Origin of the sequence: Dactylosporangium sp. NPDC051485 (assembly GCF_040682015.1) — a bacterium.
Classification (GTDB): Bacteria; Actinomycetota; Actinomycetes; order Mycobacteriales; family Micromonosporaceae; genus Dactylosporangium.
The window spans coordinates 119,336-142,231 of record NZ_JBFAZW010000011.1 but is presented as its reverse complement, the minus strand read 5'-3'; the positions used below and the strand labels follow the sequence as shown (position 1 = coordinate 142,231).

Below are 22,896 nucleotides of genomic sequence, written 5' to 3'. Positions count from 1 at the left end.
GACGTACGCGTGACCAGCGGCCGGCCGTCGTAGCCGACACCACCGATCGACTCGGTCACCCAGGTCGGGTCACCGGAGAACAACTGGTCATACTCCGGCGTGCGCAGGAACCGGATGATGCGCAACTTGATGACGAAATCGTCGACAAGTTCCTGCGCCCCGGCCTCGTCCAGCGTGCCCTCGGCGAGGTCGCGTTCGAGGTACACGTCCAGGAACGTCGAGGTCCGCCCGAGCGACATCGCGGCACCGTTCTGCTCCTTCGTCGCCGCCAGATAGCCGAAGTACAGCCACTGGATCGCCTCCCGCGCGGTCCGGGCCGGCTTCGAGATGTCGTACCCGTAGGAGGCCGCCATCGCCTTGAGCTCTCCAAGGGCGCGTAGCTGCTCGGCGAGTTCCTCGCGGTCGCGCACCACGTCGGGGCTCGCGGCGTGGTGGTCCAGCGACGCCTTGTCGCGCCGCTTCGCCTCGATGAGGAAGTCCACGCCGTACAGCGCGACGCGCCGGTAGTCGCCGATGATCCGGCCACGGCCGTAGGCGTCGGGCAGGCCAGTGATGACGTGAGCCTTGCGCGCGGCCAGGATCTGCGGCGTATAGGCGTCGAACACCGCGGCGTTGTGGGTCTTGCGGTACCGCGTAAAGATCTCTTTGACGGCCGGGTCGAGCTCGTAGCCGTAGGCACGCAAACCGTTCTCCACCATGCGCAGCCCGCCGAAGGGCATGATGGCCCGCCGCAGCGGCGCATCCGTCTGCAGCCCGACGATCAGCTCCCGGTCCCGGTCGATGTACCCGGGCGCATGGGCTGTGATCGACGCTGGGGTGCGCGCGTCGACGTCGTAGATGCCACGCTCCCGCTCAGCCGGGAACATCGCAGTGAGCAGGCCCCAGATGTGGGTGGTGCGCTCGGTCGGGCCGGCGAGGAACACCCCGTCCCCGGTGTACGGCCGGACGTTGGCACGGATGAAGCCGGCGACGTCGACCTCGTCGCGCCACCGCCCGCCCTGGAAACCGCGCCAGGCGGCCAGTTGGGTGTCAGCGGGGAGGCTCATGGTGGTCATGCCCCAAGCGTTGCCGGATTCGCCGTGGACGGGCAGGGCCGAAGTCCCCGGCCGCCCGGGCCGTCGGCCCTACGCGCGGCGGTGCGCGCGGCCTAGCTTCGAGCGTGGAGGTGTGCCATGACCAAGTACGTCTACGACTTCGCCGAAGGCGGACGAGATCTCAAGGACCTGCTCGGCGGCAAGGGCGGCAACCTCGCCGAGATGGCGAACCTGGGCCTGCCGGTGCCGCCGGGCTTCACGATCACCACCGACGCGTGTCGTGCCTATCTGCGCACCGGCCGCGAGCCGTTCGGCCTGGCCGACGAGATCGCCCTGCACCTGGAGGGTCTGGAGCGGCAGGCCGGCCGCCGCCTCGGCGACCCCGCCGACCCCCTGCTGGTCTCGGTGCGCTCCGGCGCCAAGTTCTCGATGCCGGGCATGATGGAGACGATCCTCAACGTCGGCCTGACCGACGCCACCGTCGGCGGCCTGGCGGCCCGGGCCCGCGACGAGCGCTTCGCCTGGGACTCCTACCGCCGGCTCATCCAGATGTTCGGCAAGACCGTCCGCGGCCTGCCCGGCGAGGTGTTCGAGCACGCGCTGCGGGAGGCCAAGGCGCGGGCGGGCACCGCCGACGACACGGGCCTGGACGCCGCGGCGCTGCGCGGGCTCGTCCGGCGGTACCAGGACATCTTCACCGCGCACACCGGCGAGGAGTTCCCGCAGGACGCCCGCGAGCAGCTCGACCAGGCGGTCCGCGCCGTGTTCGACTCGTGGCACGCCGAGCGGGCGGTGCTGTACCGCCGTCAGGAGCACATCCCCGACAGCCTCGGCACCGCGGTCAACGTCGTGGCCATGGTCTTCGGCAACCTCGGCGCCGACTCCGGCACCGGCGTCGCGTTCACCCGCGACCCGGCCACCGGCGAGCGCGGCGTCTACGGCGACTACCTCGCCAACGCCCAGGGGGAGGACGTCGTCGCCGGCATCCGCAACACCACGCCGCTGCAGGAGCTCGAGCAGCGCGACAAGGCCTGCTACGACGAGCTCCTGAACATCATGGCCACGCTCGAAGCGCACTACACGGACCTCTGCGACATCGAGTTCACCATCGAACGCGGCAAGCTGTGGATGCTGCAGACCCGCGTCGGCAAGCGCACCGCGGCCGCCGCGTTCGTCATCGCCAGCCATCTCGTCGACGAGGGCGTCATCGACCTCGACGAGGCGCTGACCCGGGTGAACGGATCCCAGCTGGCCCAGCTCATGTTCCCCGCCTTCGACCTCTCGCGCGGCGCCCGGCCCGTCGCCGCCGGCGTGCCCGCCTCACCGGGCGCGGCCGTCGGCGCCGCGGTCTTCGACGCCCACCGCGCCGCGGAGGCGGACACGCCCGTCATCCTGGTACGCCGCGAGACCAACCCCGACGACCTGCCCGGCATGATCGCCGCCCAGGGCATCCTCACCAGCCACGGCGGCAAGACGTCCCACGCCGCGGTCGTCGCCCGCGGCATGGGCAAGCCGTGTGTCTGCGGCGCCGACGCGATCGGCGTGGACCCCCACAAGCGACAGTTCACGGTGGACGGGCACGTGGTGTCCGAGGGCGACGTCATCTCCATCGACGGCACGACCGGCCGGGTGTACCTCGGCCAGGTCCCCGTCCAGCCCTCGCCCGCGATGCGCTACTTCGAAGGCACGCTGTCCCCCGAAGCCGATCCGCTGATCCGCGCCGTCGACCGGCTCCTCACCCACGCCGACAAGCGGCGGCGGCTCGCCGTGCGCGCCAACGCCGACACCGCCGAGGACGCCGCCCGGGCCCGGCGCTTCGGCGCGCAGGGCATCGGTCTGTGCCGCACCGAGCACATGTTCCTCGGCGACCGCCGCACCCTCGTCGAGCGGCTCATCCTCGCCCGCACCCCCGAACAGCGCGACGCCGCCCTCGCCGAGCTGCTGCCGTTGCAGCGCGACGACTTCACCGGCCTGTTCCGCGAGATGGCCGGCCTGCCGGTGACCGTGCGGCTCATCGACCCGCCGCTGCACGAGTTCCTGCCCCCGCTGGAGGACCTCGCCGTGCGGGTCGCCCGCGCCGACGAGCGCGGCGAGGATCCCGGCCACGACCGGGAACTGCTCGACGCCGTGCACCGCATGCACGAGGAGAACCCGATGCTGGGCCTGCGCGGGGTGCGCCTCGGCCTCGTCATTCCGGGGCTGTTCGCGATGCAGGTGCGGGCCGTCGCGGAGGCGGCCGCCCAGGTGCCCGGCGCGCACGCCGAGATCATGGTGCCGCTCGTCGGCGCGGTCCAGGAGCTCGAGGCCGTGCGGGACGAGGCGCAGCGGCTGCTGCGCGAGATCGGCGTCGACGCGCGCATCGGCACCATGATCGAGGTCCCGCGGGCGGCGCTCACCGCCGGCGAGATCGCCCGCGCCGCCGACTTCTTCTCCTTCGGCACCAACGACCTGACCCAGATGGGCTGGGGGTTCTCCCGGGACGACGTCGAAGGAGCATTTTTCACGCGGTACCTCGAACTGGGCATCTTCGGCGTCTCGCCGTTCGAGTCCATCGACCGCGACGGGGTCGGCCGGCTGATCCGCATCGCCGTCGCCGAGGGCCGCGCCGCCCGACCGGACCTGCACATCGGCGTCTGCGGCGAGCACGGCGGCGACCCTGCCTCGATCCGTTTCTTCCACGAGGCCGGCCTCGACTACGTGTCCTGCTCGCCGTTCCGGGTGCCCGTGGCCCGGCTCGAGGCCGGCCGTAGCGCGATCAGCGCCACCGGCTCCGACACCCGCTGATCCGGGCGTTCGCGGCGGGACGACCGTCCCGCCGCGGACCCGCCCGTCCGCGACCTGCACACGGCGTCCCGCCACCACCGGCACCGACCCGTGGTCGCGTCAGGACCTTCGGCCCTGGCTCACCGGGGTGGCCCGGCCGCACGATGGTGTATGCGCACACTCGCATTCGCCGACACGGTGCCGACGGCCGCGCTGATACCGTTCGCGGTCGCCGCGGTCGGGTTCGTCGCCTACTGCCTGTTCGACCTGAGCCGGTCCTCGGTCCGTTACCTCCCGAAATGGTTGTGGGCGATCGTGTGCCTGGTCTCGATCCCGTTTGGGGGCGTCGTGTACCTGCTCATCGGCCGGGACCACCGATGATCCTGCGCACCGCCGGGCTGTCGAAGCGCTACGGGAGCCATGCCGCGCTCGACGGCGTCGACCTCGCCGTGCCGGAGGGCAGCGTCTACGGCCTGGTCGGCCCGAACGGTGCGGGCAAGACCACGCTGCTGGCGATCCTGGCGGGCCTGCGCCGGCCGACCGCCGGCGCCGTCGATTGCCCACTGCCTCGCCGGCGGGTCGCGCTGCTGCCCGACACGCCGCAGTTCGATCCCTGGCTGACCGGCCGGGAGGTCGTCGCGCTCGCCCGCGAGCTGGTCGGCGCCGAGGTGCCCGCCGCACGCGTCGACGAGGTGCTGCACGACGCCGGCCTCGTCGACGCCGCCGACCGCCGCGTCGGCGGTTACTCCCGCGGCATGCTGCAGCGGCTCGGCATCGCCGCGACCGTGATCGGCGAACCCGGCCTGCTGCTGCTCGACGAGCCGGCCTCCGCGCTCGACCCCGCCGGGCGACGGGAGGTGCTCGACCTGATCCTGCGGCTGCGGGTGCGTTCCACCACGATCCTGTCCAGCCACATCCTCGCCGACGTCCAGGAGGTCTGCGACACCGTCGGCATCCTGCGCTCCGGGCGGCTGCTCTTCCAGGGCAGCCTCGACAGCCTGCTGGTGGGCCGGGCCATCCCCGCGTACCGGGTCCGCGTGCGGGAGCCGGTCGCCGCGGTGCTCCAGCGGCTGCGCGGCGAGGATTGGGTCACCGGCGTCGAAGCCGAGCCCGACGGCGGGCTGCGCGTCGGCGTCCGGTCCCTGCCGGAGGCCGAGCTGCAGCTGCCGCGGGTCCTGGCCGCCTGCGACGCCCGGCTGGTCAGCCTCGAACCGCTGGCCGCCGACCTCGAGTCCGTGTTCCTGGAGCTGACGTCATGAGCCTCTGGCGCCTCGAATGGCTGCGCCTGACCCGGACCAGGCGGCTGGTCGCCCTGCTCGGCGTGTATCTGTTCTTCGGGCTCACCGGCCCGCTCAGCGCACGGTACCTGAGCGAGATCCTCGGCGCCGTGGGCACCGAAGGGGTGCGGATCGAGTTCCCCGAGCCCAGACCGGTCGACGGGATCGCCCAGTTCGCCGGCAACGTCTCGCAGATCGGCCTGCTCGTCGTGGTCCTCGTCGCCGCGTCCGCGCTGGCGTTCGACGCCCGGCGCGAGATGGCGGTGTTCCTGCGGACCCGCGTCCGCGGTGTGGAGGCCGTCATCCTGCCCGCGTACGCGGTGAGTACGGGCGCGGCCGTCGCCGCGCTCGTCTGCGGGTCCGTCGCGGCCTGGTACGAAACCGCCGTGCTGCTCGGCCGGCTGCCGGTCGCCCGCATGCTCGCCGGGATCGGGTTCGCGGCGCTGTTCCTGGCCTTCGCCGTCGCCCTCGTCGCGCTGGCCGCGGCGCTCGTCCGTGGCGTGCTCGCCACCGCCGGCTCGGCCCTCACCGTCCTGATCGCCATGGCGCTCGCCGACAACATCGGCGGCATTGGCCGCTGGCTGCCGACAACGCTCTCCGGCGCGCTACCCGGCGTCGTCAACGGCACCGCGCCGAGCCGCTACCTGCCCGCCGCCGCGGTCGCCGCCGCGCTGTCGGCCGCGGCCCTCGCCGGCGCGATCGCCCTCGGCCGGCGCCGCGAGATTTGAGGCGCAGGCACGGGACGTTCGGCCCTGCCCGGCCCGGCGCACGATCGATAGCGTCGATGCGGCAAGGACATCCAGTCGGCAACGCCACCCTGGTACGTCGCAACCGCTCGTGATCAGGCTGGACAGCGAGATCCTTGCGGTGAACCGGCGGCGTAGGAGAGGGGAACATGGCCAGTCAGCTGCAGGCCCCACGAACTGAGGTCGCCGGACTGCTGTCCACGGAGGCAACGGCGCGGCTCGAGCGGGACGGGCGCAACGCATTGCCGACGGCGCAGCGCGTCGCGGTGTGGCGGCGGGTGCTCACGCAACTGCGGGACCCGCTCGTCATCGTGCTGCTGGTCGCGATCGCGCTGACGATCCTCACCGGCGACTGGACCGACGTCGCCGTCATCGCGCTCGTCATCGTCGTCAACACCGCCGTCGGTGTCGTGCAGGAGGTCAAGGCCGACCAGGCCATTACCGCCCTGGCCACGATGACGGCGCCCGAGGCGCGGGTGGTGCGCGACGGGCAGCAGCGCCTCGTCGCCGCGACCGAGGTCGTCGTCGGTGACCTGCTCGTCCTCGCCGAGGGCGACATCGTGCCCGCCGACGCCACCGTCGTGGAGGCCGCCGCGCTGCTGGTCGACGAGGCCGCGCTGACCGGCGAGTCCGTGCCGGTCGACAAGAGCGCGGCGCCGCCGGACGGCGACGGCCGCGGGCACCCCGATGCCCTCGTCTCCTCCGGAACGGTGGTGGTCCGCGGCCGGGGCCTCGCCCTGGTGACCGCCACCGGGCCGCGCAGCGCCATGGGCCGCATCGCCGCCCTGCTGGCCACCGGCACCGGCCTGACCCCGCTGCAACGCCGCCTGGTCGGCGTCGGTCGTGTCCTGGCGATCACCGCCGTGGTGCTGTCCGCCGTGGTGCTGGCGCTGGGACTGCTGCGCGGCGAGCCGCTGGAGCTCATGGTCGTCACCGCGATCAGTCTCGTCGTCGCCGCCGTACCGGAATCGCTGCCCGCCGTGGTGACCCTCGCGCTGGCCCTGGGCGCCCGCCGGATGGCCGCCCGCCACGCCCTCATCCGCCGCCTGCCCGCGGTGGAGACCCTCGGCTCGGTCACCGTCATCGCCACCGACAAGACCGGCACCCTCACCGAGGGCCGCATGGTCGCCCGCCGGCTCTGGACCCCCACCGGTGACGCCGAGGTCGACGGTCGCGGCTACGCCCCCGCCGGCACGATCCGCCGCGACGGGCGACCGGTGACCGCCCACACCGCCCCCGACATCGCCGGCCTCCTCGCCAGCGCCGCCCTGTGCACCGACGCCACCCTGCAACCACCCGGCACACTGGACGGCGACTGGACCGCGCTCGGCGACCCCACCGAGGCGGCGCTGCTGGCCGCCGCCGCCAAGCTCCTCCCGGATGCCTCCGCACCGCCGCCGCGCGTCGGCGAACTGCCGTTCGACAGCGTCCGCAAGCGCATGACCACCGTCCACCGCCGGCCCGACGGCGGCGCGGACGTCGTGTGCAAAGGCGCGCCCGAGATCCTGCTGGACCCGGCATACCTCGACGAGCCCGCCGACACGATCGCCCGGGCCGTCGCGCGCGCCGAGACGCTCGCCGCCGACGGGTACCGCGTCCTGGCCGTCGCCCGGGCCCACCACCCGGCCGTCCCGCCACCCGAGGCCTGGGAACACGGGCTGCGGCTGCTGGGCCTCATCGGCATCCACGACCCCGCCCGACCGTCGGCCGCCGCCACCATCGCCGCCTGCCGCAGAGCCGGCATCACCCCGGTGCTCATCACCGGCGACCACCCCGCCACCGCCCGCGCCGTGGCCACCGAGGTCGGCATCATCGACGCGGGCGACGCCGTCGTCGACTGCCGCGAGGCCTGGGCACCCGGGCAGCCGGGCGACTCGCGGGTGTACGCCCGGGCCACCCCCGAGCAAAAGCTCGAGATCATCACCGCCCGCCGCGAGGCCGGCGACGTCGTCGCCATGACCGGCGACGGCGTCAACGACGGGCCCGCCCTGCACCGCGCCGACATCGGCGTCGCCATGGGACTGGGCGGCACCGAGGTCGCCCGCCAGGCCGCCGACCTCGTCCTCGCCGACGACGAGCTGGCCACTGTGGTCGCCGCCGCCGAGGAGGGCCGCCGGGTGTACGCCAACATCCGCCGCTTCCTGCTCTACGCCCTCGCCGGCGGCACCGCCGAGATCGCCGTCATGCTGGCCGGGCCCTTCCTCGGCCTGCCGCTGTTCCTGCTGCCCGCCCAGATCCTCTGGGTCAACCTGCTCACCCACGGCCTGCCCGGCGTCGCCCTCGGCAGCGAACCCGCACCACCCGACGCGATGCACCGCCCGCCCCGCCCGCCGGCGGAATCCGTGCTCGGCGCCGGGCTGTGGCAGCGCATCCTCCGCGTCGGCGTCGTCATCGCCGCCGTCACCCTCGGCATCGCCGTGTGGGCCCACGCCACCGACCGGCCGTGGCAGAGCATGGCCTTCTTCGCCCTTGGCGCCACCCAGCTCGCCGTCGCCCTCGGCTCCCGGGCCCGGCCCGGCAGCCGCGCCAACCCCGTGCTGCTCGTCGCGGTCGGCGCCGCACTTGCGCTGCAGTTCGCCGGCCTCTACCTGCCGATCTTCAACGATCTCCTGGGCACCGAGCCGGTACCCGTCCTTGACCTGCTCGCCATCTGCGCCCCGTCCAGCCTCGGCTACGCGGCGATCCGCCTCGACCGCGTCGTGCACCGCGGCCCGCGCCAGCATCGCGGCACCGCCTGATCTGCATCGGCACGGCCGGGCGGGATCGCAGAGCTGCCGCTGCGGTACGGCATCAAGCCCCGGCGTCCGCCTTCTGGCCGCGGCGGACGTCAGGTGCGATTCACAGCTGTCCCGGCAGTCCGACCACGTCGGTGCCGGAGCGGCGTACGGCGGCTGGAACGGGGTCAGCCTCGGCGACGGTAACCCCGACGCGCATCGCGATCGCTGGGTTACCGACGCCGCCGAGCACCCGCCGCAGCGCGGTGCGGACGGCGTCCACCTCGATCACCTCGCTGATCGGCGAGGCGGCCAGGCCGTGCGCGGTGAGCGTCAGCCACACGTCGGACAGCGCCTCGCCGGCGGCGACCCAGTCGTGCGGCTCGTCGGTATCGATGGCCAGCACGACGTACACCGTGCCCCGATCGGTGCCCGGGCCGGGCTCCAACGCCGCCGGCCTGGCCACGGCGAAGTTCCGTGGCGCGACGGTGCGCGGCGTCGGCGGGACCATGCTGCGCGCCGACACGCCGTCGCGGTCCGGGCGCGCCCGGGTCGTCCAGGCGAGCACGTCGTCGCGGAAGCGCGGGTCCGCGTGCTCGATCGCCCCGGCGCGCGCCACCGCCGCGGCGAAGGCGGTCACCTGGTCCTCGCGCACCACGTGCAGGTGCACGCCGTGCCGCTCGGCGGCCGCGCGCAGCTCGTCGAGCGCCGCGGGCCCGGGCCGCTCGTCGCCGAACGGGCGCCGGTCGGTGCGCCTGCGGTAGATCGCCCGGTACAGCCGGTCGTCGGGCTCGCACGCCGCCCCCTGCCGCAGCCGGGCCACCAGGTCCGGCCGGTCGGGGTCCGGCACGCGCACCACGTCCGCGGTGTACCCGGCGGCGTGCATCGCCACCGTCGCGTGGTGCAGGGCCGCGCCGCAGCTGAGCAGCAGCAGGTGCCCGGCGGGGTCCAGGCCGGTGAGCTGCCGGGAACGGTCGGCCCACAGCTCGCCGTGGCCGCCGACCAGGCGCCAGCGCCAGGGCTGGCTGTTGAACAGGGACGGGGCGCGCAGCGCGGCGATCGAGGCCTCGGCGATCTGATCGATCTCGGCGCGCGGTGGCTGAGTCATGGCCTGCTCCCCTCGGCGGTACGCCCGGCTGCATCTGGCTCCACGATTACCGTTCACCGGCACCGGCCGGCAGGGCCGAACGTCACAACCTCGCGGGACCGGGGTGCCCGTGATCGCCGCCGGGGAGACCGGGCAGTGTCCCTTACCGGGTGAGGGCGCCGGCGATGCCGCGGGCCCAACGGCGGACGTCCTCCCAGTCGCGGAAGTCGCCGTACGGGGCGCGCAGGGCGGCGATGAGGGCACGCTCCACCGTGGCACCGGAGTCCGGCCGTCGCACGGGCCGGACGTCCCGTCGCGGCGGGACCGCCTACCCGGCCGACGCGAGCCGGTATCCGGTCACCAGGTCGCAGTCGATGCCGATCACGCAGGTCATCGGCTCGTCCGCCCAGGGCTCGATCGCGGGTTCATAGCGGGCCAGCCGCTCCTCGTCGAGGATCAGCCGGGCGGCGCCGGTCACCACGACCGTCCAGCCGGACCGGTGGTCCGGGTCGATCTCGTCGGCCTCGTAGGCGACCACCACGGCTCCGTCGGCGATGGCCGCCGAGGCCAGGCTCGTCGCCAGGCCGGTGCGGATCACGATCGTGTCGCCGTCGACGAGATGGTTCACCGGCCGTATCGCGGGCAGCGCCCGCAGCGTGAACACGACCCGGCCAACCGGCACCGAGGCCAGCAGCTCCAGGCAACGATCCCGGCCCAGCGGTTGTAGTGGCGCCATTGATTCCCTCCTCGTGTACCCCAGGACTCTCCTCATCCCTCGCCAGGGCCGCCAGGGGCAAAGGTCCCGCACGGAAGGGCCGCGGCACGCCGCCGACGGCGGACCGCGGGACGGACGTCCGGCCCGGCGGCGGGTCCTCGGTCCGGTCGGGTCGAGCCTTTCGGCACAGGCGCCCGCGCGCCGCGGGGAGCATGCTGAAGCCATCGAAGAGGCCAGACAGGAGGCAGCGGCCATGAGCACCTCGCACATCCACCACACCCGCGCCAACCACCTCGAGCGGGTCGAGGCACCGGGCAGCATGCTCACCCGGACCGCCGCGAGGGCGCTGGCGGTGCTGCGGTACGCCACCGGGTTCGTGTTCCTGTGGGCGTTCGCCGACAAGCTGTTCGGCCTCGGGTACGCGACCCCGTCGGCGAAGGCCTGGATCAACGGCGGCAACCCGACCAAGGGCTTCCTGTCCTCGGTCGACGCCGGCCCGCTCCAGTCCGCGTTCCACTCGATGGCCGGCACCTGGTGGGCCAACGGCCTGTTCATGTTCGGCCTGCTCGGCGTCGGCCTGGCGCTGGTCTCCGGCATCGGCCTGCGCATCGCGGCCGCCTCGGGCACCCTGATGATGGCCATGATGTGGCTGGCCGAGTTCCCCCTGGCCCAGCACACCGCGACGGGCGCCCCTAGCGGCTCGACCAACCCGCTGACCGACTACCACTTCATCTACGCCGTGGTGATGATCGTCCTGGCCGCCGGCTACACCGGCCACACCTGGGGCCTCGGCCGCTGGTGGGCGAAGCTGCCCTTCGTGCAGCGCAACCGCTGGCTCATCTGATCACATCGTTCGGCGAGGCCCGGGCCCGGCGGCCCGGGCCTCCGTGGTGGTGCACGCGATGCGCCGTCACGCGCCGACCAGCGTCGGCTGCCAGCCGTCCTGAAACGCCGACTGTTCGGCCGCGACGACCAGGTCGCGGACCTCGGCCAGCAGCAGGCCGTACGCTTCGGCCATCTCGGCGAGCGCCGCCATCTTCGCGGAGAAGCGCTCTCCCGGGCCGAGTTCGGCATCGTCGTCGACGGCGCCGAACTCGGCCCGGATCAGGCCCGTGATCTCGTCGGGTGAGATGAGCGGCGACTTGCACCGGGCGGCCGCCCGGACGGCCAGCGCGGCCGTCTGCGATGGCTGCGGCGCCGCCGGGAACAGCCGCCGGACCAACGCCGTGAATGCCGCTTCCACGACGGCCACCTCGCTTTCCCGGTCGACGCCGCCGTCGTACTTCTTCACCGCGGCGAGGTCGAACTGCATGATCGCCTTCAGATATCGGCCGATAACGGTTCGCGGCGCCGGGCCGTCATCCGTCCGCCGGGCCAGATCGGCCTGGCGGACGAAGCGCCGCAGCGCCAGGATGCGCAGCCCGATCCGGTACCGCGGATTCACGGCCAGCCGGGCCAATCTCCATTCACCGGTGCGGATGAGCTCCACCAGTTCCTCGTCCGGGAGGTTCGCGTCGCGGATCAGACCGGCCAGCAGGACCAGCACGAGGTCCTGCTCCAGCAGCGGAACGCTTGGAAAATCGGCCACCGACACGGTCGAGTCGACCACCGCCCTGGCCACGTGCAGCCGCTGCGGCGTCAGGCTGCCGTCTCGCTCCAACATTCCACGCAGGTCCGGACCAGTCCCTCCAGCCGCTGCTGATCCGGACCATGCGCGTCGAGCGGCAACGGTAAGGGTTTGCGACGCCAGTTCCGATGCGACGTACGGCCGGCGCAGCAGCCGGAAGGCACGCGCCGTCCGCTTGTCCGTGAGCAACATCCGAAGTTCTTCGCCCAGTCCGCTCAGTCGAGCTTCCGCCGCATCGGCCACTGTGTCGCCCTCCCCCATGCACTTCCCAGTCGACACCTCGATGATGGCGGCGGCTGTCGAGCAGCGCCACGATCCGTTTCTGGCCGATACGGTTGAATGATCGCCATGACGGTCCCGGAACGTTACGGTGAATCGGCCCTGAGTCCCGACTGGCATGGGGAGCGGGAGCGACTCATGGCGATGGCGGAGGTCGCCGACCACACCACCACGCGTACTCTCCGCGAACTCGGCCTGCGCCCCGATTGGCACTGCCTGGAAGTCGGCGCAGGTGCCGGCACGGTCGCGACGTGGCTGGCGGGACAGGTCACGGGCGGCAGCGTCCTGGCGACCGACATCGACACGCGATGGCTCGAACCCCTCACCGCGCCCAACCTGAGCGTCTCGAAGCACGACATCGTCTTCGACCCGCTCCCCGTATCGGCGTTCGACCTCATCCATGCCAGATTCGTCCTGGAACATCTGCCCGAACGGGACACCGTCCTCGCCAAGTTGTGCCGGTCGTTACGTCCCGGTGGCCTGCTGGTGATCGAGTCCATCGCCAGCTTTCCCATCGACTCATCCGCCACACCGGCCTTTCGCGACGCCATGCACGCCATCGAATCGACGCTGGCGGCGACCATCGGCACCGACACCGCATGGCCGCGCGCCTTCCCCGCGCCCCTGCAACAGCATGGACTCGCGCAGGTCTCGGCCTCGGTGCACATTCCAGCGACCGGTGGCCGGAACGCCTCGGCGCAATGCTGGTCCCACACCCTCACCCAGCTACGCCCCCGAATCGCTGACCACGCGCCTGAAGCGCTGCCCGCGGTCGACGAAACACTCCGTCTCCTGGACGATCCGGACTTCTTCGACTTCGCCTTCGCAACCGCGATCTGTTGGGGCCGCAAGCCAGAAATCGGCACATGATTGACGCGCGCGGCAGCCGTTGAAGGCATTCAGCGGCGTCTAACCAGCACGTTTGCCGAACCACTTTTCCCCGTGGCAGGCTACCGGCATGGGGAAACGCTGGGGCGCCGCTGCGGTGTTCCTCGGTGCGGCCGCTGCGCTCGCCTGGTTCGCCAGCCGGGCCCACGGATTGCAGGAGATCGTCCTTTTCGCCGCTTCGGTTCCGTCGGCGTTTCTCGGCGGGCGCTTCCTCTCTCGCCGTTAGCGAGCATTCGACGAGATCATCAACAATCGCCTATGGCACGTCCGTGGTCGGCGCGCCCGTCGGCGGGTTTTGCGAGGACTGCGTCGGCGCGCCGGCCGTTTTCGTCTTCGTCGGAGTTGACGTTGCGCGCGAAGTCGGGCTTGCCTTGCTCGTGGTGTGGGCCACCGTCGGCGGCGGCGGTGGGGGCGAGACCGCGTCCGGGAGGTCGGCGGTCAGGCGGGGGGTGGCGTTCGACGTCCATTTCACGTCGTAGCGCGGGTCGCTGGCCAGTGTCGTGAACGCCTTGCCCGCGTCCGGGGACGTTGCGATTTTCCAGTCGGTCTCGCGGACCGCCTCGTACCAGATGAAGCCGATGATGTCCGGATGCTTCGGAAGGTACCGTGCGAAATCCTGGATCCACTGCGCCTTCTGGCCCGATACGTTGGTTGCGCCCGTCTCCGTGATGACCAGAGGCTTGTGGGTGAAGCTGCGCAATTGGGCCAGCGTGGGGTCGAAGACCGCCTCCGGCGTGCGGTAGGTCGTCGTGCCGGCGGTGCCGTAGTAGCCGGACAATCCCAGCCAGTCGACGTATTCGTCGCCCGGGTACAGCTCGCGGAGCGGGTTCTTGGTGTCGTACGTGATGTTCGGGCTCCAGATCCACACGATGTTCGTCGCGCCGGCCTGGGCCATCACGTCGTGGACGTGGCGCCACATCCGGATGTAGTCGTCGGGCTGGTTGCCGTTGACGCCGGCACCCCACGGATACCAGAAGCCGTTCATCTCGTGGGCCAAGCGGATGCCGATCGCGTAGCTGAGGCCCTTGACGCCGTTCGCGTACGTCTTCAGGTACTGGTCGTAGTCCCCGCGCGCGACCTTCGACAGCTGGTACTCCGGCTGATCCGAGTGGGAGCCGTCCTTCGCGACCGTGTCGTCGCGGTAGTTCCACGGCTCCCAGCTCACGATCGGCAGCATGCCCCGCTGGGCGACCTTGTCCAGGTCGGCCCGGTTGAATGCGCGCGCCGCCCAGCCGTCGTTGATCATCATGGCGGCGGGTGCGTGGCCGGCCGCCTTGGTGAAGCCGTCGACGGCGGCAAAGTCGTGCGCGCCCGCGACAGTGGTGACGCCGATGAAGGTCTTACCCTCCGGCGGGAACTGCGGGCGGTTCGAGCTCGCCGTGGCCCCCACGACCGGCGGGGCACCGTCGGACACCGGCACGACTGCCGGGATGCCGAACTTCGGCGCCAGGAAGAACGTGTAACCGGCCAGGGCGCCGAGGAAGATCGTCGCGAAGACGCGCGGGCCGGTCGGCTTCACCGCTGCCTCCTTTGCGGCATGTACGGCTCGGCCGGGGGATGGACAGGCGTGTCCGGGGCCGATTCCTGCGGGGGACGCTGGCGTGGGACGGACGGCTGCTGGTACGGCGCGTAGTCCCGGATGACCGGCAGGATCGCCGTCGGGTCGCCGGGCTGCGGATGCCGGATCTGCTCGACGATGTCGGGCTCCGCATGCCGGCGCGCACTGATGCTCGACACCATCGCCGCGACCGGCGGCACCAGTCCGGTCGCCAGGGTCAGCCCGGCCCAGATCCGCAGCAGCGTGAAGTCGTGGTGGCCGAGGAAACTGGCCGCGAGCAACGCCGCGGCGATCGCCGCCCACATGAAGTGCAGCTTGAACGTGCCGAGCGACTCGGTGGTGCGCAGCTTGCCCTTCGCGGTGACGACGAACGCCAGCTTGCGCCGCAGCAGGGCCGCCGTGCCGGCCGCCACGTAGATCGGGCCGGCGAAGAGGGCAAGGCCCATGCCCGGCATGCCGACCTCCTCGCGCTCGTGCGGGGCGACGTTGTAGCGCCGCAACCACAACAGCAGCGCGAACCATGTGACAAGGGTGAGGCTCCACAGCGACATCCACACGTTGCCGTCGAGCTTGACCGAGCTGACGCCGGTGAGCAGATAGACGGCGGTGGCGGTGTTGCCCAGCAGCAGGCTCACCGCGACGCTCGGGTAGTAGAACTGCAACAGCCGGTACTGCCACCGCCGCTTGGCCGGCAGCTGCTCCGACTTGCGCAGGTCCGGGCGCAGCAGGATCTCCCAGACGCCGTAGGCCCAGCGCTTCTGCTGGTTGAAGTAGTCGGCCCAGGAGGTCGGGCCCTCGCCGATGGCGAGCACGTCGGGGGTGTAGACGCCCTTCCAGAGGTTGCCGGTCGCCGGGTTCACCGCGGTGTGGATCTTGATGCTGGTGACGTGGTCCTCGATGATCGAGTCCTGGTATCCGCCGATCTGGCGCATTGCCGCGGGCCGGTAGAGGTGGCCGGTGCCGGTCAGCAGCGGCGCGTCCATGCCGTTGCCGCCGCGGGCGATGATGCCGTTGAACAGGTACTGCTGCACGGAAGCCCCGTGCGCCACCCAGTTCTGATACATGTTGCCGTACACCTGCGGCGACACCACGAACGCGACGTCGGGATCGCGGAAGTAGCCGACCGTGCGCTCCAGGAAGCTCTGCATCGGCACGTGGTCGGGGTCGACGTTGGCCACGACGTCGTAGTCGTGCTCGTGCTCGGCCCGCCAGGCGTTGTGGTTGCCCGACTTGGTCTTCGCCCGGAACTCGCCGGCGGGCTGGTTGTACTCCGGCCGCCCCTTCCGGCTGAAGTGGCGGACCCCGATGCGGGCCGCCATCGCCTTCACCGCCGGGTCGTCGCCCTCGTCCAGGATCCAGACGTCGACCTTGCCGGCGTACAACACCTGCTTCATCTTGCGCAGCGTCCGCTCGGCGACCTCGATCGGCTCCTTGGCCGGCACGATCGTCGTCAGCAGCGCCACCCGCAGGCCGATCGGCGGGTCCATCGGCACCGGGTCCTTCGCGAAGTACGCGAACGCGATGACGGTGAGGCTCTGCATGAACCGGATCAGCTCGACGATGATCATGAGGATGTAGCTGACCCGCGCGATCGCGAGCTGCCAGCCGCTGCCGCCCTGCACCACACCGCCCGGCACGTGCTCGGGCAGCAGCAGCCAGCCGAGAAAGAACAGGCTGCTGCCGGCGGACGCGAGGGTGAAGAGGGTCAGCATCAGCCGCCCGCCGGCGCCGAGCACGGGGCGGAACTGCACCGTCTGGTCGGGGCGGGTCGGCGCGATCGGCGCACCGGCGGTCTCGGCGCACTTCACGTAGGCCTTGCGGATGGCGACGTTGCGCCGCTGCCGGAGGGAGACCTCCGGCGCCGGCGGCGAGCCCTTGTCCAGCGAGCGCCTGATGGCTGCAGTCATCGGTTCCTCATCCGGCCGGGTTCGTCAGGGTGGCCAGCGCGACCGTGAAGCCGCGCGGCCGCCAGATCTGGGTGACCTGGTATCGCTCGCGCAGCACGGGCTCCTTGGCGCCGTCGAGCGCGGTCAGGGGGTCTCGGGCGTACCCGAGCCGGATCACCCACACCCGGGGAGCCCCGCCGAGGCACTTGGCCACGTCCTGGCACTCCTCGGCGGCGAGGTTGCCATCGGCCCGGGACGGCTTCGTCGCGAGGATGTCCCTGGGCCGCTGTGCCGCCGGCACGTAGTGCGTGACCGTGTCCCGGCCCACCCAGTTGCCACCGGCGTCGGTCATGCCGTAGACGATGACGTCGCCCTCATGGCTGTTGCCCGCGATGATCGCGGCCAGCTCGTGCCCGGCCTCGCCGTGCCCGTCGGGTTCGCGGATGGCCAGCTGCTGCGGGATGCCGATCGCGGCCACGGCGACGACCGCCAGCAGGCCCCAGACCAGCCGGACCCGCCCGACCGCGGCCGCCGCGAGCAGCGCCCAGGCCGGCAGCGTGAAGAGCAGGTACCGGGCCAGGAACAGCGGCGTGAACTGCCCGGCGGCAAACAGGCCGAGCAGCGGCAGGATCGCCCAGGCGGTGTAGAACGCGGCCCGGCGCCGCAACGGCAGGCTGAACAGCCCGAGCGCGAGGAGCAGGACGCCGGCCGCCGTCACGCCGGCGAGCTCGTTCGGGAACTCCAGCAGCGTCTGGCCGTCGGGCGCCGGAATCCACGAGACCTGGGCTTTCTGTTTATTACCGAGGTAGAGCAGCGGCAATGCCGGTAGGCATCCGAGAAATGCGCTGCTCAGCCACGCGACGGTCTGCCGGCGGTACTGCGCGAACACCACCCAGCCGTGCGCACCCAGCAGGAGCAGGGCGATCGGATGCAGGACGCCGAGGAATATCACCGAGAGCACATAGCCGCAGTACCGTCCGAAGTGCGGTTTCTTCACGGCACTGACCAGCGCAAATGTCGCCAGGACGGCAAAGAAGGTGACCAGGGCGTAGGTGCGCGCTTCCTGCGCATAGCGCGACGAGCCCGGCAGCACCGCGAAGAGCAGCCCGGCCAGCAGGCCCACCCGCCGGCCACCCAGCTTGGTGCCGAGCGCGCCGATGAGGGCGGCCGCCCCGATCATCGCCAGCAGCGAGGGCACCCGGATCGCCGCGTCCGACGTGCCGCCCACGTCGGACCAGGCGTGAGCGACGGCGTAGTAGGGGCCGATGATCAGGTCGACATACTGCAGAACCTTGAACATACCGGCCCACGGCGTGGTCGCCATGCCCCAGGTGGCCAGCTCGTCGGACCACAGCGCGGGACGCCCGAGCGCGATGCCGCCCACCAGCCCCATGACGAGACCCGGCACGGCCCAGGGCAGCAGGTCGAAGTAGCGCGGCAGGCGCTTGCGGTTGATGTCGAGCTCGTCCGGCGCGTACCAGTCCTCGCCCCAGGGGTCCACGCTGGGCAGCTTCATGGCCCGCAACCTGGGAATGATCGCGGTCTCGTCCCGCACTGTCACGCCTCGCCCCGCTGATCGGCAATCTTGCAGCTTCCGTCGTCGCTCGGCGAGCCTAGCGGCTGTCGGTGTCGACCGTGTAACCCGGTCTGCGATGGCTACGGTCAATGTGGGCCGATACTCCCCGATTACCGCAGATCAGCGGACCCGCCAGAGCGGATTAGAGAATCGCATTCTCCTCGGGAAATGTGTAATGTCGCGCACCGGTTGCACGCCTCGACTCTCCCCGAGGCGTCCCGCTCACTGGAGGACGACGGAATGCGCCGCGCCTGGTCTCCCCGGCACGAAGTCTCGCGCGACCTCGAGGTCGCGCACCATCGACACCCGACCCGCAGGCTCCACCGCAACACCCGCATCATGACCGCGCTGGCGCTGATCGCCGGGCTGCTCGCAGCCGGGCCGTTCGGCCATGTGCCCGCCGCCCGCGCCGACAACTACACCGTCTCCGGCGACACCTTGCGCACCGGCTGGGACTCGGCCGAGCCGAACCTGTCGCCCGCAACCGTGACCGGCGGAAACTTCGGCCAGCTGTTCGCCACCAAGGTGCAGGGCCAGGTGTACGCGCAGCCGCTCGTCATCGCCAACACCGTCGTGGCGGCCACCGAGGACAACTACGTATACGGCCTCAACGCGGTCAACGGCACCATCGCCTGGCAGCGCAGCCTCGGCCCCGCGTGGCCGGCCGCCACCACCGGCTGCGCCGACCTCACCCCGAACATCGGCAGCACCGCCACCGGCGTCTACGACCCGTCCAGCGGCTACGTGTACATCAGCACGAAGGTCAACGACGGCCCCGACGCGAACCACCCGAACTGGTACCTGCACGCGATCAGCGTCGCCGACGGCACCGAGCGGGCCGGCTGGCCGGTGAAGATCGTCGGCACCCCGGCCAACGACCCCGACCACCCGTTCGCCGCCAAGGATGTCAACAACCGGCCCGGCCTGCTGCTCATGAACGGCGTCGTGTACCTCGCCTTCGCCGGCCTGTGCGACTACGGCTCCTACGTCGGCTGGGTGGCCGGCGTCAACACCGGCAACGGCGCCATCAACCTGTGGTCGGACGAGGTCGGCCCGAGCAGCAAGCAGGCCGGCATCTGGCACTCCGGCGGCGGCATCATGTCCGACGGCAACGGCCGCATGTTCGTCGCCACCGGCAACGGCATCGCCCCGCCGAACGGCCCCGGCTCGCCGGTGCCGGGCACCCTGTCGCAGTCGGTGGTCCGGCTCGGCGTCGACGCCAACGGCGTCATCTCGTCGAAGGACTTCTTCGCGCCGTACAACGCCACCACGCTCGACCAGAACGACCAGGACCTCGGCAGCGGCGGCCCGGTCGCGCTGCCCGACCAGTACTTCGGCACCGCCGCCATCCCGCACCTCATGGTGCAGGTCGGCAAGGAGGGCCGGGTCTACCTGCTCAACCGGGACAACCTCGGCGGCAAGGGGCAGGGCGCGAACGGCGGCGACAACGTCGTGCAGAACCTCGGGCCCTACCACGGCTTCTGGAACCACCCGGCCGTCTACGGCGGCGAGGGCGGCTACATCTACATGGTCCAGTCGTACAGCTCGATGCTCGCGTTCAAGTACGGTGTCGGCGGCGACGGCAAGCCCGCGCTGACGCTGGCCGGGAACTCCGCGGAGTACTTCGGCTACACGGCCGGCTCGCCGATCGTGACCTCCAACGCCACGACGCCCGGATCGGCGGTCGTCTGGGTCACCAACACCGACGGGCCCAACGGCAGCAACGGCCGCCTGTGCGCCTACCGGGCCGTTCCGGTCAACAACCAGATTCCGCTGCTGCGCTGCTTCCCCATCGGCACCGCGAGCAAGTTCGCCAGCCCGGCCAGCTCCAACGGCCGCGTCTACGCGGGCACCCGCGACGGCTACATCTACGGCTTCGGCCAGCCCACCACCGCCGGCCTGACCACCACCCAGACCAGCCTCGGCAACGTCAACGTCGGCCAGACCGGCACCGGCACGGTCACCGCCACCGCGACCCGCACGGTCACGGTCACCGGTGTCGCCACCGCGGCGCCGTTCGGGGCCACGCCACCGACCCTGCCGGTGACGCTGCAGTCCGGCCAGTCGATCACCGTGCCGGTGTCCTTCTCGCCGACGACCCCGGGCTCGTCGACGGGCACGCTGAACTTCACCATCACCGACGGCGGCAACACGGTTACCCTCGGCACGACATTGCAGGGGTACGGCGTCAAACCCGGCTTCACCGTGAACACCCCCCAGCTCAACTTCGGCGACACGCCGGTCGGCGCCACAAAGTCGCTGACGGCCAGCTTCACCAACACGGGTTCGGCCAACGAGACGGTGACCGCGGTCACCGCGCCGGGCGCCCCGTTCGCGGCGACCGGCCTGCCCGCGACCGGCCTCGTCGTCACCCCCGGACAGTCGGTGGCCGTCGGCGTCACGTACAAGCCGACCGCGACGGGCGCCAACACCTCGAGCATCGTGGTGACCGGCCCCAACGGCTCGGCCACGGTCGCGCTCACCGGCGCGGGCGTCACCGGCCACGCCGAGCTCACCATCGATCCGGCGTCGCTGAGCTTCGGCTCGGTGCCGGTCGGGCTCTCGGCCACCAAGACGCTGACGGTGTCCAACACCGGCAACCTGAACGTCACGATCACCAAGGCCGCGCCCCCGGCGCTGCCCTTCGTGGTCAACACGCCGCTGCCGGAGGGCCTGGTGCTCGCGCCGGACGACACGGTTCAGGTACAGGTGACCTTCGCCCCGACGGCCGCCGGCACCTTCAACAACCTCTACGTGATCAGCTCCGACGACGGCAACGGCGCGCACAACATCGCGGTCACCGGCACCGCGACCAACCCGTCGAGCGGCTCGCCGCTGCCGAGCGTCGTGGGCGGCGGCTGGGTGCTCAACGGCGGAGCGGCCATGGACGGCTCCGACCTGGTGCTGACCCCGGCCGCAGCGGATCGCAAGGGCTCGGCGGTGTACTCCACCCCGCTGCCCAGCGCCAACCTGACCGCCTCGTTCACCGCCTCCATCGGCGGCGGCTCGGGCGCCGACGGCATGACCTTCGCGCTGCTCGACGCCTCGTCGAACACCGTCAACAGCCTGGGCGCGGGCGGCGGCGGGCTGGGCGTGCAGAACCTGCCCGGCGTCGCGGTCGCGCTCGACACCTATCAGGGCCCCAACGACCCGTCCGCGAACTTCATCGGGGTCAGCACCGGCGGCAACGCCAACGGGCTGACGTGGGTGACCACGTCGACGGGCATCCCGAACCTGCGCACCGGGACCCACCAGATCACGGTGAGCACGGCCGGGGGCAAGCTGGCCGTGTCGATCGACGGCACCCAGGTCATCAACGCGACGGTGACGCTGCCGGCCTCCACGCTGCTGGCCTTCACCGCGTCGACCGGCGGTGCGACCGACCGGCACGCGGTGAACAACGTGGCCATCAGCTCGGGCACCACCAACCTGCCCGCGCCGGGCACCGGCTGGCGGTTCAACGGCTCGGCGGCGGCCAACGGCGCCGAGGTCGTGCTGACCCCCGCGCAGATGCAGCAGGCCGGCACGGTGCTCTACTCCAGCCCGGTCACGACCAACGGCCTGACCGCCCAGTTCAACATGACGAACAACGGCGGCACGGGCGCGGACGGCACCACGTTCCTGCTGACCGACCCGACCGCCGCGCCGACCAGCGTGGGCGGGGCCGGCGGCGGGCTCGGCTGGAGCGGCCTGCCCGCGGTCGGGGTCTCGTTCCTGACCTACCCCGAGGCCGGCATCGACTCGCACAACTGGGTCGGCATCGCGGTCTGCACCGCGGGCGGCGGCATCACGTTCCTCGCCAGCAACACCAACATCCCGGACCTGCGCGCGTCCGCACGCGACGTGAAGATCCAGGTCAGCGGCACCACCGTGACGGTGCTGATCGACGGGACGCAGGTGCTCAGCACGGCGGTGCCGGCGCTGAAGCCCACGGCCCTCGCCGGTTTCGCCGCCTCGACCGGCGGCTTCACCGACGTGCACGCCGTGCGCAACGTCCAGATCGTGAGCGGCGCGACCACCTCGACCCTGCCGGCCCCGCCGGCGGCGAACTGGACGGCCAACGGCTCCACGGTGATCACCAGCGGCACCGTCCGGCTCACGGCGGCGCAGCCGGAGCAGACCGGCACGGCGATCTACGCGACGCCGCTGTCACCGGTCCGGCTCAACGCCACCTTCACGATCAGGATCGGCGACGGCACGGGCGCGGACGGGCTGAGCTTCATGCTGCTCGATGCGACCAAGAGCGGGCCGACGTCGGTCGGGCAGGGCGGCGGCGGCCTGGGCTTCTCCGGCCTCTCCGGGGTGTGCGTCGCGTTCGTGACGTACCCGCAGCCCGGTTACCCGTCGAACAACTTCGTCGGGATCAGCACCGCCGGCGCCGGCCGGAACCTGACGTTCGCGGCGACCGCGACGGCCATCCCGAACCTGCGGGCGGGCACGCACACCGTGCAGGTGACGGCCGGCGGCTCGGGCAACCTGATCGTGAGCATCGACGGCGTGAAGGCCCTCGACACGACGGTCGCCCTGCCGGCCAGCGCGCTGGTCGGCTTCAGCGGCGCGACGGGCGGCTCCAATGACGTGCACGAAGTGAGCAACGTGAACATCAGTTACTGAGCGGCTTGCCGCGTCAGCGGTACACCCGCACGTAGTCGACCAGCATCGACTGCGGGAAAGCAGTAGCCGCGGTCGGCGGCCCGGGCATCGGGCCGCCGGCCGCCGAGTTTATGTGCCCGGCCGACGGGTGTA

At 71.8% G+C, this 22,896-nt stretch carries 16 protein-coding genes; 9 read left to right on the top strand and 7 right to left on the bottom strand.

From position 1 onward, the window contains the following. A partial coding sequence (locus AB0M46_RS08950; RefSeq protein WP_363334006.1) for a pyruvate formate lyase family protein occupies window positions 1–1,055 on the bottom strand: 1,055 nt, incomplete at its 3' end. 117 nt (window positions 1,056–1,172) lie between these two features. On the opposite strand from AB0M46_RS08950, the gene ppdK reads away from it, so the two are divergent. The 5 genes from ppdK (at window position 1,173) to AB0M46_RS08925 (ending at window position 8,558) form a co-directional block, all read left to right on the top strand. Next, window positions 1,173–3,818 (top strand): pyruvate, phosphate dikinase, encoded by a 2,646-nt coding sequence (gene ppdK / locus AB0M46_RS08945; protein ID WP_363334004.1) that lies wholly within the window; start codon window positions 1,173–1,175, stop codon window positions 3,816–3,818. Between the two features lie 150 nt (window positions 3,819–3,968). Beyond that, window positions 3,969–4,178 (top strand): PLDc N-terminal domain-containing protein, encoded by a 210-nt coding sequence (locus AB0M46_RS08940; protein WP_363334002.1) that lies wholly within the window; start codon window positions 3,969–3,971, stop codon window positions 4,176–4,178. After that, the gene (locus tag AB0M46_RS08935; protein WP_363334000.1) at window positions 4,175–5,056 is read left to right on the top strand and encodes an ABC transporter ATP-binding protein; all 882 of its coding nucleotides are present in this window, start codon (window positions 4,175–4,177) and stop codon (window positions 5,054–5,056) included. The genes AB0M46_RS08940 and AB0M46_RS08935 overlap by 4 nt, the downstream gene beginning before the upstream one ends. Beyond that, complete coding sequence (locus AB0M46_RS08930; RefSeq protein ID WP_363333998.1) at window positions 5,053–5,802, top strand: hypothetical protein; 750 nt, start codon at window positions 5,053–5,055, stop codon at window positions 5,800–5,802. Before AB0M46_RS08935 ends, AB0M46_RS08930 begins: the two co-directional genes overlap by 4 nt. Before the next feature lie 167 nt (window positions 5,803–5,969). After that, complete coding sequence (locus tag AB0M46_RS08925) at window positions 5,970–8,558, top strand: cation-transporting P-type ATPase (protein ID WP_363333997.1); 2,589 nt, start codon at window positions 5,970–5,972, stop codon at window positions 8,556–8,558. Between the two features lie 100 nt (window positions 8,559–8,658). Here AB0M46_RS08925 and AB0M46_RS08920 read toward each other — a convergent pair whose 3' ends face one another. Continuing rightward, complete coding sequence (locus tag AB0M46_RS08920; RefSeq protein ID WP_363333995.1) at window positions 8,659–9,642, bottom strand: nitroreductase family protein; 984 nt, start codon at window positions 9,640–9,642, stop codon at window positions 8,659–8,661. Between the two features lie 307 nt (window positions 9,643–9,949). Next, a complete protein-coding gene (locus AB0M46_RS08915) occupies window positions 9,950–10,357 on the bottom strand; it encodes a pyridoxamine 5'-phosphate oxidase family protein (RefSeq protein WP_363333993.1) in 408 nt (135 codons plus the stop codon). Between the two features lie 232 nt (window positions 10,358–10,589). Here AB0M46_RS08915 and AB0M46_RS08910 point away from each other — a divergent pair, with 232 nt between their 5' ends. Beyond that, the gene (locus AB0M46_RS08910; RefSeq protein WP_363333991.1) at window positions 10,590–11,180 is read left to right on the top strand and encodes a hypothetical protein; all 591 of its coding nucleotides are present in this window, start codon (window positions 10,590–10,592) and stop codon (window positions 11,178–11,180) included. A gap of 66 nt (window positions 11,181–11,246) precedes the next feature. Here AB0M46_RS08910 and AB0M46_RS08905 read toward each other — a convergent pair whose 3' ends face one another. After that, entirely contained in the window at window positions 11,247–12,224 is a 978-nt protein-coding gene (locus AB0M46_RS08905; protein ID WP_363333989.1) for a hypothetical protein, read from the bottom strand. A gap of 78 nt (window positions 12,225–12,302) precedes the next feature. Here AB0M46_RS08905 and AB0M46_RS08900 point away from each other — a divergent pair, with 78 nt between their 5' ends. Next, the gene (locus AB0M46_RS08900) at window positions 12,303–13,112 is read left to right on the top strand and encodes a methyltransferase domain-containing protein (RefSeq protein ID WP_363333987.1); all 810 of its coding nucleotides are present in this window, start codon (window positions 12,303–12,305) and stop codon (window positions 13,110–13,112) included. A gap of 88 nt (window positions 13,113–13,200) precedes the next feature. Continuing rightward, window positions 13,201–13,356 carry a hypothetical protein gene (locus tag AB0M46_RS08895; protein ID WP_363333985.1) on the top strand — a complete coding sequence of 52 codons (156 nt, stop codon included), beginning with the start codon at window positions 13,201–13,203 and terminating at the stop codon, window positions 13,354–13,356. A 30-nt stretch (window positions 13,357–13,386) separates the two neighbouring features. On the opposite strand, the gene AB0M46_RS08890 is transcribed toward AB0M46_RS08895, so the two are convergent. From AB0M46_RS08890 to AB0M46_RS08880, 3 genes are read right to left on the bottom strand one after another with little or no spacing between them, the layout of a single operon-like run. Further along, the gene (locus AB0M46_RS08890; protein WP_363333983.1) at window positions 13,387–14,649 is read right to left on the bottom strand and encodes a glycosyl hydrolase; all 1,263 of its coding nucleotides are present in this window, start codon (window positions 14,647–14,649) and stop codon (window positions 13,387–13,389) included. Beyond that, window positions 14,646–16,595: a glycosyltransferase family 2 protein gene (locus tag AB0M46_RS08885; RefSeq protein WP_363333982.1), complete on the bottom strand. Its 1,950-nt coding sequence runs from the start codon at window positions 16,593–16,595 to the stop codon at window positions 14,646–14,648. Before AB0M46_RS08885 ends, AB0M46_RS08890 begins: the two co-directional genes overlap by 4 nt. A gap of 7 nt (window positions 16,596–16,602) precedes the next feature. Further along, a complete protein-coding gene (locus AB0M46_RS08880) occupies window positions 16,603–18,090 on the bottom strand; it encodes a glycosyltransferase family 39 protein (protein ID WP_363333981.1) in 1,488 nt (495 codons plus the stop codon). A gap of 300 nt (window positions 18,091–18,390) precedes the next feature. Between AB0M46_RS08880 and AB0M46_RS08875 the strand changes: the two genes are divergently transcribed. After that, complete coding sequence (locus AB0M46_RS08875; RefSeq protein WP_363333980.1) at window positions 18,391–22,764, top strand: choice-of-anchor D domain-containing protein; 4,374 nt, start codon at window positions 18,391–18,393, stop codon at window positions 22,762–22,764. The last annotated feature ends 132 nt before the right edge of the window (window positions 22,765–22,896 follow it).